At 72.6% G+C, this 15,763-nt stretch carries 14 protein-coding genes; 5 read left to right on the forward strand and 9 right to left on the reverse strand.

Annotated elements, in window-relative coordinates:
• Positions 1-116: 116 nt before the first annotated feature.
• From ACFVZH_RS36750 to ACFVZH_RS36775, 6 genes are all read right to left on the reverse strand, one after another.
• Positions 117-860 (reverse strand): antibiotic biosynthesis monooxygenase family protein, encoded by a 744-nt coding sequence (locus tag ACFVZH_RS36750; RefSeq protein ID WP_384904443.1) that lies wholly within the window; start codon positions 858-860, stop codon positions 117-119.
• A gap of 56 nt (positions 861-916) precedes the next feature.
• On the reverse strand, positions 917-2,374 hold the full coding sequence (locus tag ACFVZH_RS36755) for an FAD-dependent monooxygenase (RefSeq protein WP_384904445.1): 1,458 nt from the start codon (positions 2,372-2,374) through the stop codon (positions 917-919).
• Between the two features lie 73 nt (positions 2,375-2,447).
• Positions 2,448-3,590, reverse strand: coding sequence for an FAD-dependent monooxygenase (locus ACFVZH_RS36760; RefSeq protein WP_384904447.1), 1,143 nt, complete (start codon positions 3,588-3,590; stop codon positions 2,448-2,450).
• Entirely contained in the window at positions 3,587-4,546 is a 960-nt protein-coding gene (locus ACFVZH_RS36765) for an aromatase/cyclase (RefSeq protein WP_384904449.1), read from the reverse strand. The genes ACFVZH_RS36760 and ACFVZH_RS36765 overlap by 4 nt, the downstream gene beginning before the upstream one ends.
• 30 nt (positions 4,547-4,576) lie before the next feature.
• Positions 4,577-6,052, reverse strand: a complete 1,476-nt coding sequence (locus ACFVZH_RS36770) for an FAD-dependent monooxygenase (protein WP_384904451.1) — start codon at positions 6,050-6,052, stop codon at positions 4,577-4,579.
• Positions 6,053-6,107: 55 nt separating this feature from the next.
• Entirely contained in the window at positions 6,108-7,136 is a 1,029-nt protein-coding gene (locus tag ACFVZH_RS36775; RefSeq protein ID WP_384904453.1) for a methyltransferase, read from the reverse strand.
• A gap of 219 nt (positions 7,137-7,355) precedes the next feature.
• Between ACFVZH_RS36775 and fabG the strand changes: the two genes are divergently transcribed.
• Positions 7,356-8,141, forward strand: a complete 786-nt coding sequence (fabG, locus tag ACFVZH_RS36780; RefSeq protein WP_384904455.1) for a 3-oxoacyl-ACP reductase FabG — start codon at positions 7,356-7,358, stop codon at positions 8,139-8,141.
• Between the two features lie 43 nt (positions 8,142-8,184).
• The gene (locus tag ACFVZH_RS36785) at positions 8,185-8,802 is read left to right on the forward strand and encodes a DsbA family protein (RefSeq protein ID WP_384904456.1); all 618 of its coding nucleotides are present in this window, start codon (positions 8,185-8,187) and stop codon (positions 8,800-8,802) included.
• Positions 8,803-8,822: 20 nt separating this feature from the next.
• Here ACFVZH_RS36785 and ACFVZH_RS36790 read toward each other — a convergent pair whose 3' ends face one another.
• From ACFVZH_RS36790 to ACFVZH_RS36800, 3 genes are all read right to left on the reverse strand, one after another.
• A complete protein-coding gene (locus tag ACFVZH_RS36790) occupies positions 8,823-9,701 on the reverse strand; it encodes an NmrA/HSCARG family protein (protein WP_384904458.1) in 879 nt (292 codons plus the stop codon).
• 90 nt (positions 9,702-9,791) lie between these two features.
• Entirely contained in the window at positions 9,792-10,061 is a 270-nt protein-coding gene (locus ACFVZH_RS36795; protein ID WP_017237251.1) for an acyl carrier protein, read from the reverse strand.
• 49 nt (positions 10,062-10,110) lie between these two features.
• A complete protein-coding gene (locus tag ACFVZH_RS36800; protein ID WP_384904459.1) occupies positions 10,111-10,839 on the reverse strand; it encodes an SDR family oxidoreductase in 729 nt (242 codons plus the stop codon).
• A 263-nt stretch (positions 10,840-11,102) separates the two neighbouring features.
• Here ACFVZH_RS36800 and ACFVZH_RS36805 point away from each other — a divergent pair, with 263 nt between their 5' ends.
• The 3 genes from ACFVZH_RS36805 to hemG all read left to right on the forward strand — a co-directional run bounded on the left by ACFVZH_RS36805 (position 11,103) and on the right by hemG (position 15,718).
• Positions 11,103-12,599 carry an FAD-dependent monooxygenase gene (locus tag ACFVZH_RS36805; RefSeq protein ID WP_384904461.1) on the forward strand — a complete coding sequence of 499 codons (1,497 nt, stop codon included), beginning with the start codon at positions 11,103-11,105 and terminating at the stop codon, positions 12,597-12,599.
• Positions 12,600-12,628: 29 nt separating this feature from the next.
• Positions 12,629-14,098, forward strand: coding sequence for an FAD-dependent monooxygenase (locus ACFVZH_RS36810; protein WP_384904463.1), 1,470 nt, complete (start codon positions 12,629-12,631; stop codon positions 14,096-14,098).
• 138 nt (positions 14,099-14,236) lie between these two features.
• Positions 14,237-15,718, forward strand: a complete 1,482-nt coding sequence (hemG, locus tag ACFVZH_RS36815; protein ID WP_384904465.1) for a protoporphyrinogen oxidase — start codon at positions 14,237-14,239, stop codon at positions 15,716-15,718.
• Positions 15,719-15,763 lie beyond the last annotated feature (45 nt).

The raw sequence follows: 15,763 nt of genomic DNA on the forward strand, positions 1-15,763 counted from the left end.
TTGCCGCTCCCCCTGGAGGCCAACTCCTAAGACTCCGCCAATCACCGTCTCTCGGGGGAAAACGTCGGGGCCCCCCCCCCCCCCGCCGGGCCCCCCACGTGGTGTGGTGCGGGCGGTCAGACCGCCACGGGCTGCTCGGCGGAGCGGGTGTGGACGGCGCGGTAGCTGTTCCAGTCGATGCTGGTGATCAGGGAGTACTGCTTGCTCTGGAAGGCGCTCCGGGCGGCGGACCAGTCGGCCTCCGCCTGGTTGCGGTAGGCGTCGTACGCCTCCTTGCCGGCCCACTGGGAGTAGGCGATGACGAAGTCGTTGTCGGTGCCGACGGTCGCCAGGGTGCCCTCGCCGCCGTCCAGGTTGCGGGAGCGGATGCCGCGCAGGACGCTCTGCGAGCGGTAGCCGGGGACGTCCACGAGCCACTCGTGGGCCGCGCCCAGGGCGTTGACCAGGGCGCCCTGCTGGGTGGGCTTCACGCCGAGGATCTCGACGACCGTGTAGTCGTCGCGCTCGGGCGAGACCTCGGTGGCGTCGCCGAGCTCGGGGTGGCGCTGGCTGAACTCCACCTCGTTCTGCATGAGGCGGACGTAGGTGGTGATCTCGCGGAAGACCGGGACGGTGTGGTGCTTGAACTCGCTGTCGTTGTAGCGCGACTCCAGGTCGTCCATGCCGCGCCACTGGATGAAGTTGAGGGTGCCCGGGTTCTGCTCGCCGCGGTGCACGGTGCTGGAGATCCAGCCGGGGTAGGCCGCGACGTCGACGATCTTCTTCATCTCCGTGACGAGCGTGTCCACGCGCGCGCGGGAGTCGGTCTTGAAGAGGTTGAGGACGGTCAGGTGCCCGGCCTCGGGGCTGATGATCGGCATGGTTGCTCCTTGGGTAAAAGGGTGGACGCCCCGCGGCGGCGGGGCGCCGGGACGTCCTAGAGGTCGTCGCCGGGGGCGCCGAACCAGCGGCCCAGGGCGTCGGTGAGGCCGGCGGCCCCGTCGGTGGCGATCCAGGCGGTGTAGCCGTCGGGGCGGACCAGGACCGCGTCGACGTCCGCGAGCGCGCCCTCCGGGCGGGCGGCGGCGGTGACGGTGTCGACCCGGTCGCCCCACGGCGCGGCCGCGGCGGTCACGGCGGCGTCGCCGCTCAGGTCGAACAGGACGGCGCGCCCGCCGTGCAGGGCCGTGTACGCGGTCGTCCCGCCGTCCGGGCCGATGAGGGCGAAGTCCGGCAGGCGGCGGCCGAGCAGCGGGTGCTCGCCGGCGCCGGCGTCGTAGGTGATGTCGAGGCCGGTGACCATGCCGACGAGGTGCTTGCGGACGTCGTCGTAGGCGAGGAGTTCGGCGAAGACGGCCCGCATCGGGTCCATCTCGGGGCCGCCGAGGTACAGGCTGCGCTGGGTGAGCGTGTTGGCCAGGATGCGGGCCGCGACGGTGTGCCGCTCGGTGTGGTACGTGTCGAGCAGGCCCTCCGGGGCGGTGCCCTTGATCTCGGCGGCGAGCTTCCAGCCGAGGTTGACGGCGTCGCCGAGGCCCGCGCTGATGCCCTGCGCGCCGATCGGCATGTGGGTGTGCGCCGCGTCGCCGGCGAGGAAGACCCGGCCCTTGCGGTACTGGGCGGCCTGGCGGCTGGAGTCGGTGAAGTAGCTCAGCCACACCGGGTTGCCGGAGCTGATGTCGTCGCCGGTGACGCGCTTGAAGGCGTCGGCCACCTGCTCGAAGGTCGGCGGCTCGGTGGTCGGGCGGACGCCCGCGCCGCGCTCGAAGACGACGACGCGCGTGGTGTTGGGGCCGACGGGGAGGACGACGACCATGCCCGCGTCGCCGAGCTCGCCGGTGGGGCGCAGCCGGACCTGGACGTCGGTGACGTCGGCCATCAGCATCTCGAGGGTGGCCTCGTGGCCCGGGAAGTCGATGCCGGCGAGCTTGCGGACGGCGCTGCGTCCGCCGTCGGCGCCGACCGCGTAACGGGCACGCAGGGTGCGCGGGCCGTCCGGGGTGTCGGCGGTCACCTCGACGCCGTCGGCGCCCTCGGTCACGCCGGTGGTCTCCCAGCCGCGGCGGATGTCCGCGCCGAGGCCGGCCGACCACTTGTTGATGATGGCCTCGGTGAGGGCCTGCGGCACGCCGCGGACGCCGAAGTTGCCGCCGGGTATGACGGTGTAGTCGAGCGGCATGCCGCCGAAGTGGCCGAACGGGATGACGCCCATGTCGCCGAACGCGCCGAGGAGGCCGCGCTGGTCGAACTCCTCCATGGTGCGGGCCGAGAAGCCGAGTGCGCGCGACTGGCGCATCGGTTCGGTGAGCCGCTCCAGTACGACGGCGTCGACACCCGCCAGGCGCAGCTCGCCCGCGAGCATGAGACCGGTGGGGCCCGCTCCCACGATGATCACGTCAGTGTCAAAGTCCTGCGCTGTCACTGTCTTTCCCTGCCTTCCATGCGTATCCGTACTTCCCGTGTGTTCTTCAGATCCGGTGGTCGAGGTTGCTCGCCCTCGCGGTCAGGTGGGCGCGGACCCGGTCGAGGCCGATCAGTTCGGAGAGCACCGTGCGCAGCGGCTCGATCCAGGGGCCGTCGAGCATCAGCTGCTCCTGGGCCGCGACGTGCCGGAGCACCCGTGCGCCGACGGGGTGCCGGGTGTCGTGGTAGGGGTCGAGGGTCCGGGGCGCGCTGCGGTCGAGGACGGCCGCGGCGAGCCGGGGGCCCAGGTCGACGGCGTCCTGGAGCCCGGTGTTGAGTGCCTGGCCGCCGACGGGCGGGTGCCAGTGGGCGGCGTCGCCGGCGAGCAGGATCCGGCCCCTGCGGTAGGAGTCGGCCTGGCCCTTGGCGTTGTCGAAGGCGTCGAGCCAGACGGGGGTGCCGTCGGAGATGTCCTCTCCGGTCACCCGCCGCCAGGCGTGGACGACCTCGTCGAAGGAGGGCGGTCCGGAGCGTGCGGCGGGCTGCGAGCCGAAGGCGTGGACCATGATCCGGGTGACCCCGTCGCGGGTCGCCGCCACCGCGAAGCCGCCGGGGAGCCGTTCGAACCGGCGGTCGCGGACGGTCAGGCCCGTGACGTCGGCCCGGAGGAGTTCCTTGGTCGCCGGTGTGGCCGTGACGGGGATGCCGGCGAGCCCGCGGACCGTGCTGTGGGAGCCGTCGCAGCCGACCACGTACGCGGCGGTGAGGGTCAGGGGCCCGTCGGGGCCCCTGACCGTGCAGTGGACGTGGTCGGTCTCCTCGGTGAGCGCGGTGAGTTCGTGCGCGCGGAGCACGGTCGCGCCGAGCTCCGCCGCGCGCTCGCCGAGGGCGGCCTCGGTGCGGTACTGGGGCACCTTCCAGTTGCCCCCGTACGCGCTGTCGACCGGGGTGAGGGCGAACCCGAGCCCGCCGAAGTGGGTGCGCGGTTCGTGCGCGGCCCCGGCGAGCAGGGCGTCGAAGCCGCGCTCGTGGAGGAGTTCGGCGGTGCGCGTGCTGAGCTGGCTGGCCCGGGACTCGGTCATCGGGCCCGCCAGCCGCTCGACGACGACCACCTCGACCCGGGCCCGCCTCAGTTCGCAGGCCAGCAGGAGCCCGACGGGGCCCGCGCCGACGACGACGACCCGCGCGTCCGCCCGGGACGGTTTCACTGTGCCGTGCGCCCGCCGCCGACACCCTCGGCGTGCGCCTTGGCGAGGCGCAGGGTGGCGAGGCTGTTGCCGCTCAGCGCGGTCTGGACGTACTCCCGCGCGGTCTGGACGGTGACGCCCTCGCCGAGGACGTCGGCGATGTTGGCGGTGTTGATCCGGACGGTGTGGCGGGAGGTCACGCTGACTCCGCCGCCGGGCCGGTCCTCGATGAGCCAGCGGCCGGTGTGCAGGGTCATCAGCGCGGGCAGGACGATCTGCTTGTACACGATGGTCGTCGCGGCCTTGCAGACGCGGACGGACTTGGTCGTGTGGGTGGAGCCGTCCTTGGTGCGGGTGTCCATCTCCAGGATCTGGAGTCCGGGCTCGTCCTCGTCGAGGGAGACCCGGGCGACGTGCGGGAGCCGCTCGCGCCAGAACTGGGCGTCGTTGAGGAACTCGTAGACGTCCTTGCCGCTGCCCTCGACGGTGACGGTGTCGTCGAAGACGAGGAGGTCGTCGGGGCCGCCGGCCTCGGCGCTCTCCTTCAGGGCCTGGAGCTCCGACGCGCTGTTGCGGTCGACGGCCTGGCTGATCCAGTCGAGGTCGGCCGGGTCGTCGGTCGCCGCGTGGAAGTCGTGCAGCAGGCGCACCCGGCAGGAGTCCGCGGAGACGGGCTCCACGATCCAGGCGCCGCCCATGCCGCCGACGGGGTGCTGCGAGCGCTCCTGGCGGAACGTCACGCTCTTGTTCGCCGGGTCGTGCACGCGCCGGGACGTCCAGGTCTTGGCGGTGCCGTTGGCGGTCGCCCAGAGCCGGATCAGCTCGTCGTCGCCGTCCCTCTCGACGACCTCGGCGTGCACGGTCGGGGGGAAGGTCTCCGGCCACCTGGCGACGTCCGCGATCAGTGCGTACACCAGTTCGGCGGGGGCGGAGACGGTGATCTCGTGTTCCGTTTCACGTACCGCGTTCTCGGTCACGTTTCTTCTCCTCTCGGTAAACGGGGGCCTCTAGCGGGCGTCGCCGAACCAGCGGCGCAGCGCGGCCTCGAGACCGCCTCCGTCCGGTGCGGTCCAGGCGATGTAGCCGTCGGGGCGGACGAGCACCGACTCGGTCGGGGCGCCGCCCTCCTCGGGTCCTGCGGGGAAGCTCTTCACCCGGACCACGTCGACGCGGTCCGACCAGCCGGCGGCGGCCGCGGCCGCCTCGCCGGTGGCGTCGGAGGTGATGAGGACGCCGCGGGCGGGGTGCAGCAGCCGGGCGGTCCGGTCCTGCCCGCCGTCGGCGAGTTCCAGCTCGCGGTCGGCGAGGCGGGTGCCGAGCAGCGGGTGCCCGGCGCCGTCCTCGGCGCCGCTCGGGTAGCGGATGTCGAAGCCGCTGACCATGCCGGACAGGTGCCGGGCCACCGGCCGGAGCGCGATGAGCTCCCCCATGACGGCCCGCATCGGCTCGACCGACTTGCCCGTGAGGTTCAGCGTCCCCTGGGCGAGGGTGTTGCGCAGGAGCCGGGCCCCCACCGGGTGGCGTTCGGCGTGGTAGGTGTCGAGCAGGCCCTCGGGGGCGGTGCCCCGGACGGTCGCCGCCAGCTTCCAGCCGAGGTTGAAGGCGTCCTGTACGCCGACGCTCAGTCCCTGTCCGCCGGCGGGCAGGTGGATGTGGGCGGCGTCGCCGGCCAGCAGCACCCGGCCGCGCCGGTACTCGGTGGCCTGGCGGGTGGCGTCGGTGAAGGCGCTCACCCAGCGGGTCTCGCCGTGGTGGATGGAGTCGCCGGTCAGCCGCTGCCAGGCGTCCGCGACCTGGGGGAAGGTCACGTCGCGGCCGCGGTCGGGCCGTGCGCCGTTCTCGCAGACGATGATGCGGGTGTAGCCCTCTTCGAGCGGCGCGGCCATGACCATGCCGTTGGGGCGCAGTTCGCCGATCATGCGGGGCTTGATGTCGCAGCCTCGGACGTCGGCGAGGTACATCTCGCGGGTGGCGTCGGAGCCGGCGAACTCGAAGCCCGCCTGGCGCCGGACGGTGCTCCGTCCGCCGTCGCAGCCCACCAGGTAGCGGGCGGAGTGCTCCTCGAAGCCCTCCGGTCCCCGGACGGTGACGGTGACGCCGTCCCCGTCCTCGGTGAAGCCGGTGAACTCGTAGCCGCGGCGCAGGTCCACGCCGAGTTCGAGGGCCCGGTTCTCGAGCATCTCCTCGATCTTGTACTGGGGCGCGCCCCGCACGCCGAAGTGCGAGCCTTCGAGCACCCCGTAGTCGATGGGGAGGCCGCCGAAGTGGCCCTGCCGGGTGACCTCGATGTTCTCCAGGCGTTCGAGGATCCCGCGCTGGTGGAACATCTCGGTGGCGCGTGCGGTGAAGCCGATGCCGCGCGACTCCCAGCTCCGCTCCCCCCGCTGCTCGAAGACGACGACGTCGGCGCCGCCGAGGCGGAGTTCGGCCGCGAGCGTCAGCCCGGCCGGACCCGCGCCGATCACAATGACATCGGTTTCCATTTTTTCCTGTCCTGAGCCTCGACCTCTGCGATGGGGGGACCGGCGGTGCGCGGAATCAGACCGCGATCGCCTCGATGATGGAGATCGGCGCGCTGGTGGGGACCGCGCGGGTGACCTGGAAGCCGGCCTTCGCGAACAGCTCGGTGTACTCGGCGAGCGTGCGGTCCTGGGCGCCGAGCATCAGCATCAGCCAGAGGTCGATGGTGTGGCCGAGGTGGTTCTCGTTCTTCTCGGGGAGCACGTACTCGATGACGAGCAGCTTGCCGCCGGGGGCGATCGCCTCGCGCGCGTTGCGCAGGGCGGTCACGGCGTCCTCCTCGGAGAAGTCGTGGATGATGTGCTTGAAGACGTAGGCGTCGGCGCCGGTGGGCAGCTTGTCGAGGTAGCCGCCGTGCTCGATGGTGAAGCGGTCGGCGACGCCGGCCTCCTCGAAGAGCGACTGCGAGTCGACGGTGGCGACCTCGGAGTCGTACAGCACGCCCTTGACGTCCGGCGCCTGCTGGAGGATGCCCGCGAGGAGGTTGCCGCGGCCGGCGATGACGTCGACGACGGTGGAGAACTGGGAGAAGTCGTAGGCGTCCAGGATCGGGCCGGTCTCCGAGAGGGAGAGGCCGCCGAACGCCTGGAAGAAGACGTTCGCGTACTCGGGGGTGGCGTGGAAGAAGTCGAGCGCGCCCATGCCGCGCAGCTTCGGCAGGTTGGGCTCGCCGGTCTCGACGGTGGCGGAGAGGTGGCCCCACTCCTCGTGCAGCAGCGGGTGGCTCATCAGGACGGCGAAGCCGCGCATCGAGTCCGGGGCGTCCTCGCGGAGCTTGTCCGACAGCGGGGTGTTCTCGTAGCGGCCGTCCTCGGCGACGGCGAAGACGCCGTGGCCGGCGAGCGCGCGCAGGACGCGGTGGGTCGCCTTGGCGTCGGAGCCGACGCGCTGGGCGATGTCGCCGGCGGACAGCGGCCCGTCGGCGAGGACGTCCGCGACACCGAGCTTGGCCGCGACGGAAAGGGCCTGGGTAATGACGGCACCCTGAATCAGGTTGAGCAGGGCATACGCGTCGGACTGGTCGCGGACCTCGGTCTTTTCGGACATGACTTTCCTTCCGGAGCACCTTTTTCGTGGATTTCCCGACGATAGGTCGGTGCTTCTCGGACCCGCAACCAGACACTTTTGGAATTGTTGACTTGAACGTTCAACCGGAGAATCTGGGCGGTTGAACGGAAGGGACCTCCACCGCCCCTCGACCGGGATTCCGGCCCTGCTTGTCAGATTGTCACGGCCCCACATACACCCCGAGAAGGAGCAGGCGGAATGGCCGACAACGGACAGCAGGTAGCGCTGATCACCGGCGGGACGAGCGGCATCGGCCTCGCCATCGCCGAGAACCTCGCGAGCCAGGGGCACAGGGTCTTCCTCTGCGCGCGGAACCCCGAGAACGTCCAGGAGACGGTCGCCAAGCTCCGCGCCGCCGGCCACGCCGCCGACGGCCTGGCCGCCGACGTCCGCAAGCCGGCCGACGTCGACCGCCTCGTCGACGAGGTCGTCGAGCGCTACGGGCGGATCGACATTCTGGTCAACAACGCCGGCCGCAGCGGCGGCGGCGCGACCGCGGACATAGCGGACGAGCTCTGGTACGACGTCATCGACACGAACCTGAACAGCGTCTTCCTGATGACCCGCGCGGTCCTCAAGAAGGGCAGCCCGGTCGAGCGCGGCTGGGGTCGCATCATCAACATCGCCTCCACGGGCGGCAAGCAGGGTGTGGTGCTGGGCGCCCCCTACTCGGCGTCCAAGCACGGTGTCATCGGTTTCACCAAGGCGCTCGGGCTCGAACTCGCGAAGACCGGTGTCACGGTCAACGCCGTCTGCCCCGGCTACGTGGAGACCCCGATGGCGCAGCGCGTCCGCCAGGGCTACGCCGCGCACTTCGAGACCTCCGAGGCGGAGATCCTGGAGCGCTTCGAGTCGAAGATCCCGCTGGGCCGCTACTCCACCGCCGAGGAGGTGGCCGGCCTCGTCGCGTACCTCGTCTCCGACACGGCGGCCCCCGTCACCGCGCAGGCGATGAACGTCTGCGGCGGCCTCGGCAACTACTGATCGAGCCGACGGACACGAGCACGGACACATCGAGGAGCCGACGTTGCCGCACACCACCCCGACCCCGGTCGACTTCTGGTTCGACCCGACCTGCCCCTGGGCGTGGATGACCTCGCGCTGGATCCACGAGGTCGCGCGGCACCGGCCCCTCGACGTCCGCTGGCACATCATGAGCCTGACGGTCCTCAACGAGGGGCGTCCCGACCTGCCCGAGCGCTGGCACCGGGACCTGGCCCTGCGCATGGAGCCGGTCCGGGTCCTGGCCGCCGCCGAGAAGGAGTACGGCCCCGAGGTCCTCGGCCGGCTGTACACCGAGCTCGGCACCCGGTTCCACCTCGGGAAGGCGCCCAAGGAGCGGGCCACCTACGCGGCGGCGCTGGCCGCCGCCGGCCTCGACCCGGCCCTCGCCGAAGCGGCCGGGTCCGACGCGTACGACGCCGCGGTGCGTGCCTCGCACCAGGACGGCATCGGCCGCGTCGGCACCGATGTCGGCACTCCCGTCGTCGCAGTGGGGGACGTGGCGTTCTTCGGCCCCGTCGTGACGCCGACCCCGCGCGGCGAGGCCGCGGTCACGCTCTGGGACGGCGTCCTCGCGGTGGCCGGGACCGACGGGTTCTTCGAGCTCAAGCGCACCCGTACCCGCGATCCGATCTTCTCCTGAGAGCTCCGCGAGCCATGTCGTCAGCGTCGCGCCTCCACCAGGGGGGCGGTCCAGTTCTCGCTCAGCCATGCCTCCAGGGAGACCAGGTTCGGCCTGATCCGGCGGAGTTCGGGCAGGTCGGCGTGGTAGCCGTCGCGCTCGAACCAGTCGAACATGTTCGCCAGGTCCTCGCGGTTGGCGCGCAGCGGCTCGATGGGCAGCTGCTGGTAGCGGGTCGGGACTCCGGAGGCGGCCTCGAACGCCGCGGCCATCTGCGGTCCGGTCAGGTCTTCGCCGGCGATCTCGACCACCCGGCCGATCCACGCCTCCGGGTTCACGAACGCCTCCGCGGCGAACACCCCGATGTCGCTGGTCGCGATGAGCTGCACGGACGTCTCCGGGTCCAGCCACATGGACAGGACGAGCTCGCCGGCCACCGGGCGCGGGGCGATGTCGAGGAGGATGTCGTGGAACATGACCGGCCGCAGCACCGTCGTGGGCAGGTCGAGCGTCCTCAGGTACTCCTCGACCTCCAGCTTGCTCTCGAAGTGCGGGACCCGGGTGTCCCGGTCCGCGCCGCCGACCGAGCTGTAGACGAAGTGCCGCACGCCGGCCTCGACCGCCGCGTCGGCCACCGCCCTGCCCTGGCGCACCTCCGCCTCGCATCCGCCGGGGCCGCGGAACGTCTGGACGCTGAAGACCCCCTCGACGTCCCTCATCGCCGCGAGCAGGGACGCCGGGTCGTCCAGGTCGCCGCGGACGAGGACCGCGCCCGCCTCTTCCAGGGCCCGCGCCTCCGCCTTGGCCGGGTCGCGGACCAGGGCGTGCACGGTGCGGCCGCGGCGCAGCAGTTCGCGGGCCACCGCCCCGCCCTGCCGGCCGGTACCGCCGAGCACCAGGATCGTTCCTTCAACCGCCACTGTCTTCCTCCGTGTGTGTCGCCCGCCGGGTCCCCGCCCGGTGTGACGTTCCGATGTGGTGGCCGCGAGCGGCCGCGATCCCCCGCGGGATCAGGCCGCCGACATGACCTTCAGCTGGAGCAGCGAGTTCACGAACTCGACCAGCTCCCCGGCGGTGTTGATGAGGCCGATCTCGTCCTCGTTGAGCTCGATGCCGAAGTCCCGCTCGATCCGGCTGTACGTCTCCAGGAGCGCGAGGGAGTCGTACCCGAGCTCGTCGAAGGGGCTGTCGGGAGCCTGGTCGAGCGGCAGCGCGTCCTCGGCCTCGCCCGCGCACTGACGCATGATGGTCTGGAGGTCGCCGATCGTTATCTGGAGCACAGCCATTCCTCTTTCTCTGTGGGTGACTCTCGGTCGGAGCCGTACCGCGCTACCACGGCACGGTTCCGTCGTCCGCCAGGCAGGCGCCCGACGGGCCGGCCTCGTCGAGCAGGGCGAGCCGGACGGCGATCCCCGCGCCCTCGGCGGGTGTGCGGTGACCGCGATGCTGGTTGATGTCCGTCGCCACCACTCCGGGGAGGGCGGCGTTGACCTTGATCGACGTCCCGCGCAGCGCCTTCGCGTACGCGACCGTCAGCGCGTTCAGCGCGGTCTTCGAGGACTGGTAGGCGATCATGTCGAGGCCCGCGAGCGGCGAGCCCGGATCCGAGTTCAGGGTCAGCGACCCCACGTGGCTGGACAGGTTGACGACCCGGCCGGCCGGGGAGCGGCGCAGCAGCGGCAGCAGGGCGCGGGTCACCGTGACCACGCCGAAGACGTTGGTCTCGTAGACCTCCCGCAGGTCGTCCGCGGTCGCCTCGTCGGCCGTGCCGTGGAAGCCGCCCGCGACACCCGCGTTGTTCACCAGGATGTCCAGGCGGCCGTACCGCCGCTCGATCTCGGCGGCGGCCGCGGCCACGGAGGCCGGGTCCGTCACGTCGAGGCGCAGCGACACCGCCGTGACGCCGTCGGCGACGAGCGCGTCCGCGGCCTCCTTGCCGCGGACCTCGTCTCGGGCGCCGACGAGGACGGTGACGCCCTGCTCGCCGAGCTGCCGCGCGACGGCGAACCCGATGCCCTTGTTGGCGCCCGTGATGAGCGCGATCTTCCCGTCCGGCACGTCATTTCCTTTCATGAGGGGCGTTCCACGTGAGGCGCGCCGAATTGCTCATGCATTGACGTTAGTAAGAGGCAAAAGCCGGGAGCACCTCCGACATTGCCATTCGGGTTCGGCGTTCAAGCGTTCAATAGCGGCGTTCAAGCACGCTTAATCCGCGGTTGAACGCCCCACCTGCGCGCCCGCATTCCTTTCATTGCAGTTGAACACGGCGCTGAGTAGCTTCACCCTGGCCAACCATTGCCACAGCGCAGAGGGTCTTAATGATGAAAACTACTGACGTCATCGTGGTGGGTGCCGGGCCGGTCGGCCTGTTCCTTGCCGGAGAACTCCGGCTCGGCGGTGCGGACGTCGTCGTCTACGACAAGCTGCCCGCGCCGAGCGGGGAATCCCGCGCGCTGGGCTTCAACCGGCGGGCCGCGGAGACCCTGGGACAGCGCGGGGTGCTCTCCCGGCTCGGCGAGTTCCGCTGGGGCCCGATGGGGCACTTCGGCGGCGTCCGGTTCGACCTCGGCATGCTCGACGAGGACCACAGTGGTGTCCTCGGACTGTCCCAGGCCAGGACCGAGGACGCGCTGGCCGGCTGGCTGGCCGACCTCGGCGTCCCGGTGCTCCGCGGCCGTGAGGTGACCGGGCTGCGCGAGACCGCCGAGGGCGTCGTGGTCGCGTACGACGGCCCCGAGGGCCCCGGCGAGGAGACCGCCGCCTATGTGGTCGGCTGTGACGGCGCGGGCAGCACCGTCCGCGCCCTCGCCGGCATCGCGGCCCCCGGCTGGGAGGCGACCCGCGGCATGTACACCGCCGAGATCACCGGCGTCGCCCTGCGGCCCCGGCCCATCGGCGAACGGCTGCCCGGCGGCTGCATGGTGGTGTGCACCCCGGTGGGTCCCGGCCGCCTCCGCATCGTCGTCCACGACCCGTCGCTGCCCGCCCGACCGACCCCGGGCGCCCTGACGTTCGCCGAGGTCGCCGCCGCCTGGAAGCGGCTGACCGGCGAGTCCATCGACGACGCGGAGCCGCAGTGGCTGTGGGCCACCGGCAACTCCGCCGCGCTCGCGGAGGAGTTCCGGCGCGGCCGGGTGCTGCTGGCGGGCGACGCCGCGCACGAGATCCCGCCGCTGGCCGCGTGGGGGCTCAGCGCCGGGCTCCAGGACGCCGCGAACCTGGGCTGGAAGCTGGCGGCGACGGTCAGGGGTGACGCGCCCGAGGGGCTGCTCGACACCTATCACGCCGAACGCCACCCGGTCGGCGCGGAGTTGATCCGCAACGCGCGGGCCGCGCAGAAGGTCTACCTGGGCGACGACGCCATGGACCCGATCCGCGAGGTCATGGGCGAACTGCTCGCCCACAAGGACGCGGCGGAGCAGGTCGCCGGCATCGTGAGCGGCCTCGGCATCCGTTACGCGTTCGGCGGCGGCGACCACCCGCTGCTCGGCCTGCGCATGCCGCCGCACCACGCGCTCGCCCTGGCGGACGGCACCCGGGCCACCGTCGGCGACCTCCTGCGCACCGGCCGCGGCCTGCTCGTCGTCACGGGCGACGGCACGGAGGCGGCGGCGCTCGCGGAGGGCCTGACCGACCGCGTCGACGTCGTCACCGGCACCTGGGCCGCCGAGCCGGACACCGCCCCCGCGCCCGACGCGGTCCTCGTCCGCCCCGACGGCTATGTCGCCTGGACCTCCCCCGGCGGCGCCGAGGGCCTCGCCGAGGCTCTCGGGCGCTGGTTCGCCGCCGCCCGCGTCCCCCAGCCCGCCGGCCGCTGACCGGCCCTCTCGACCTAAGGAGCGTACGTATGCCCAGGGATGCAGCCCGGGATGTCATCGTCGTCGGCGCCGGCCCCGTCGGGCTGATGCTGGCGGGCGAACTCCGCCTCGGCGGCGTGGACGTCGTCGTCTACGAGCGCCTGCTCGCCCCGGCGCGCGAGTCGCGCGGCGCGAGCTTCACCAAGCGCACCGCCGAATCCTTCGACCAGCGGGGACTGCTCGGCCGGCTCGGCGCGACCGAGCCCGCCGACAGCCACTTCGGCGGAGTGCCGATCGACCTCTCCGCGCTGGCCGAGGACCACTACGGGCACCGGGGGATATCCCAGTTCCGCACCGAGCGGATGCTGGAGGAGTGGGTGACCGGGCTCGGCGTGCCGATCCTGCGCGGCTACGAGGTGACCGGCTTCGACGAGACCCCCGACGGCATCACGGTGGCCCTCGCGGGCCCCGAGGGCGCCGCCGAGGCGACCGCCCGCTACCTCGTCGGCTGCGACGGCGGGCGCAGCTCCGTCCGCAAGCTGGCCGGCATCGAATTCCCCGGCACCCCCGGCGGGCGCGGCTTCCTCACCGCCGACGTCACCGGCATCGAGACCCGCAAGCGGCGCATCGGCGAGAACCTGCCGGGCGGCAGCATGATCATGGCCATGGACCTGGAGAACGGCGTCACCCGCGTCGTCGTCCACGAGGCCGGGACGGCGCCGCGCGACCGCGACTCCCTCACGTTCACCGATCTCGCCGACGCCTGGCAGCGGCTCACCGGCGAGTCCCTCCACCACGGCGAGTGCCGCTGGATCAGCTGCTTCACCGACGCCTCGCGGGCCGCCGCCGCGTACCGGCGCGGCCGGGTGTTCCTGGCGGGCGACTCCGCGCACATCCAGCCCCCGGCCATGGCGCAGGGGCTCAGCGTGGGCGTGCAGGACGCGGTCAACCTCGGCTGGAAGCTGGCCGCGACGGTCGCGGGATGGGCGCCCGAGGGCCTGCTCGACACCTACCACGCCGAACGCCACCCGATCGGGGAGCAGTTGGCGCGCAACGCCCGGGCGGCGATCGAACTGCGGCTCACCGGCGAGGACATGGACCCGGTGCGCTCGCTCATGACCGACCTGGCCTCCCACCCGGGCGCCGCCGAGCACCTGGCCGGGATGCTGAGCAACCTCGGCGTCCGCTACGACCTGGGCAAGGGCGACCACCCGCTGCTCGGCCTGCGGATGCCGCCGGGCCGGGAGATCGACCTGCCCGACGGGACGCGCACCCGCGTCGCCGACCTGCTGCGCACCGGGCGCGGCCTGCTCGTCACCACGGACGGGGCGCCCGTGCCGGCCGCCGAGGGGCTGGCCGGCCGGGTCGACGTCGTCACCGGCAGCTGGGCCGCCGCGCCGGAGCCGGCGCTCGACGCGGTCCTGGTCCGCCCCGACGGCTACGTCGCCTGGACCTCACCCGGCAGCGTCGACGACCTCGCCGAGGCCCTCACCCGCTGGTTCGGCACCGCGGCGGCCTGACCTCCCCGGTCCAGCCGCACTCGACCGGGGTTCCGGGACGCCCGGTCAGACTTCCGAAGCCTGTCCCGGCGCCGACCCCTCGGCGCCGGGACGGGCCCTACGACACCGTACGAAAGCATTCATCAAGGAGCTGGTGGAATGGCCGGGAGCGAACGGGATCAGGCGAGCGGAAAGCCCCATGTGGTCATCGTCGGGGGTGGTATCGCAGGACTGGCGGCGGCGTTCTATCTGCGCAACGAGCCGGTCCGGGTGACGCTCCTGGAGGGATCGTCACGCATCGGCGGCAAGCTGTCCGTCTCCGAGGTGGAGGGCGTCGCGGTCGACGAGGGCGCCGAGTCGCTCTACGCCAACCGCCGCAAGACCACCGGACTGATCAAGGACGCCGGCCTCGGCGACCGGATCATGTCGGCGGGCGTCACCGCGTCGGCGATCCTCACCAAGGACGGGATACGGCACCAGCCGGACCGTCAGTTCATGGGCGTGCCCTGCGACATGGACGATCTGGCCCGGTCCGGCGTGCTGTCCGCCGCCGGTCTCGACCGGGCGCGCCAGGACCTGGCGCTGCCCTCGTTCGACCGGGAAGGGGACGTCTCGGTCGCGTCGTTCGTCGGCGGGCGCCTCGGCCAGGAGGTCGTGGACCGCCTCGTCGACCCGTTCCTCGCCGGGGTGTTCTCCGGCCGTGCCGAGGACCTGTCGTTCGAGGCGACGCTGTCCCCGCTGGCCATGGCGGCCCGCAACCACGTGTCCCTCGCGGACGCGGCGGGCTCGCTGACGCCGCAGCTGGCGGAGGGCGAGAAGCCGCCGCCGGTGAGCGTCGCCACCCTGGAGGGCGGCTTCGGTTCGCTGCCCCCCACCCTCGTCCAGGAGGTGCTGACCGCGGCGCCGGACGCCTCGCTGCGGACCGGGGCCTCCGTCCGGGAGCTCGCGCGGACCGCCGACGGCTGGCGGCTCACCCTGGGCACGGCGGGCGACCCGGAGTACCTCGACGCGGACGCCGTCGTCGTCGCCGTGCCGGCCGGCCCCGCGGGCCGTCTGCTCGCCGGGGTCCCCGGGGCCTCCGCGGCGGTCTCGGCGCTCGCCGAGGTCCCGTACGCGAGCGTCGCGACGGTGACGCTGGCCTACCCGCGCTCGGCGTTCCCCGGCGGTGGTCTGCACGGCCGCGGGTACGCCGCCTACCGGGTGCCCGCGGTGGAGGGGAAGCTCGTCAAGGAGGTCACCTTCACCACGGTGAAGTGGCCGCACCTGGCCGGCGAGGTGGAGATCGTCCGCTGCGCGCTCGGGCGGTTCGGCGAGGACCACATGCTGCGCCGCGACGACGCCGACCTGGTCGCCGTGGCGGCGGCCGAGCTCGCCGAGGCCATCGGCGTGACCGGCGTGCCGGTGGCGAGCCGGGTGGTCCGCTGGGACGACGCCCTGCCGCAGTACACGGTCGGGCACCTGGACCGGGTGCAGCGCATCCGCGACTCCGTGGCGACCCAGCCCGGTCTCGCCGTCTGCGGCGCCCTGTACGACGGTGTCGGCGTCGGTGTCTGCATGGCCACCGCCCGCAAGGCCGCGGACCAGGTCCTCGGCTTCCTGAAGAAGAAGGCCGCCGACCGCGGGGTCGCGGTCGGCGTCTGAGCCGGTCTCCCCGGCCGGAGACGACGAGAAGGGGCCGTACCCGAT

Origin of the sequence: Streptomyces sp. NPDC059534, from assembly GCF_042743475.1 — a bacterium.
In the GTDB taxonomy this organism is placed as follows: domain Bacteria; phylum Actinomycetota; class Actinomycetes; order Streptomycetales; family Streptomycetaceae; genus Streptomyces.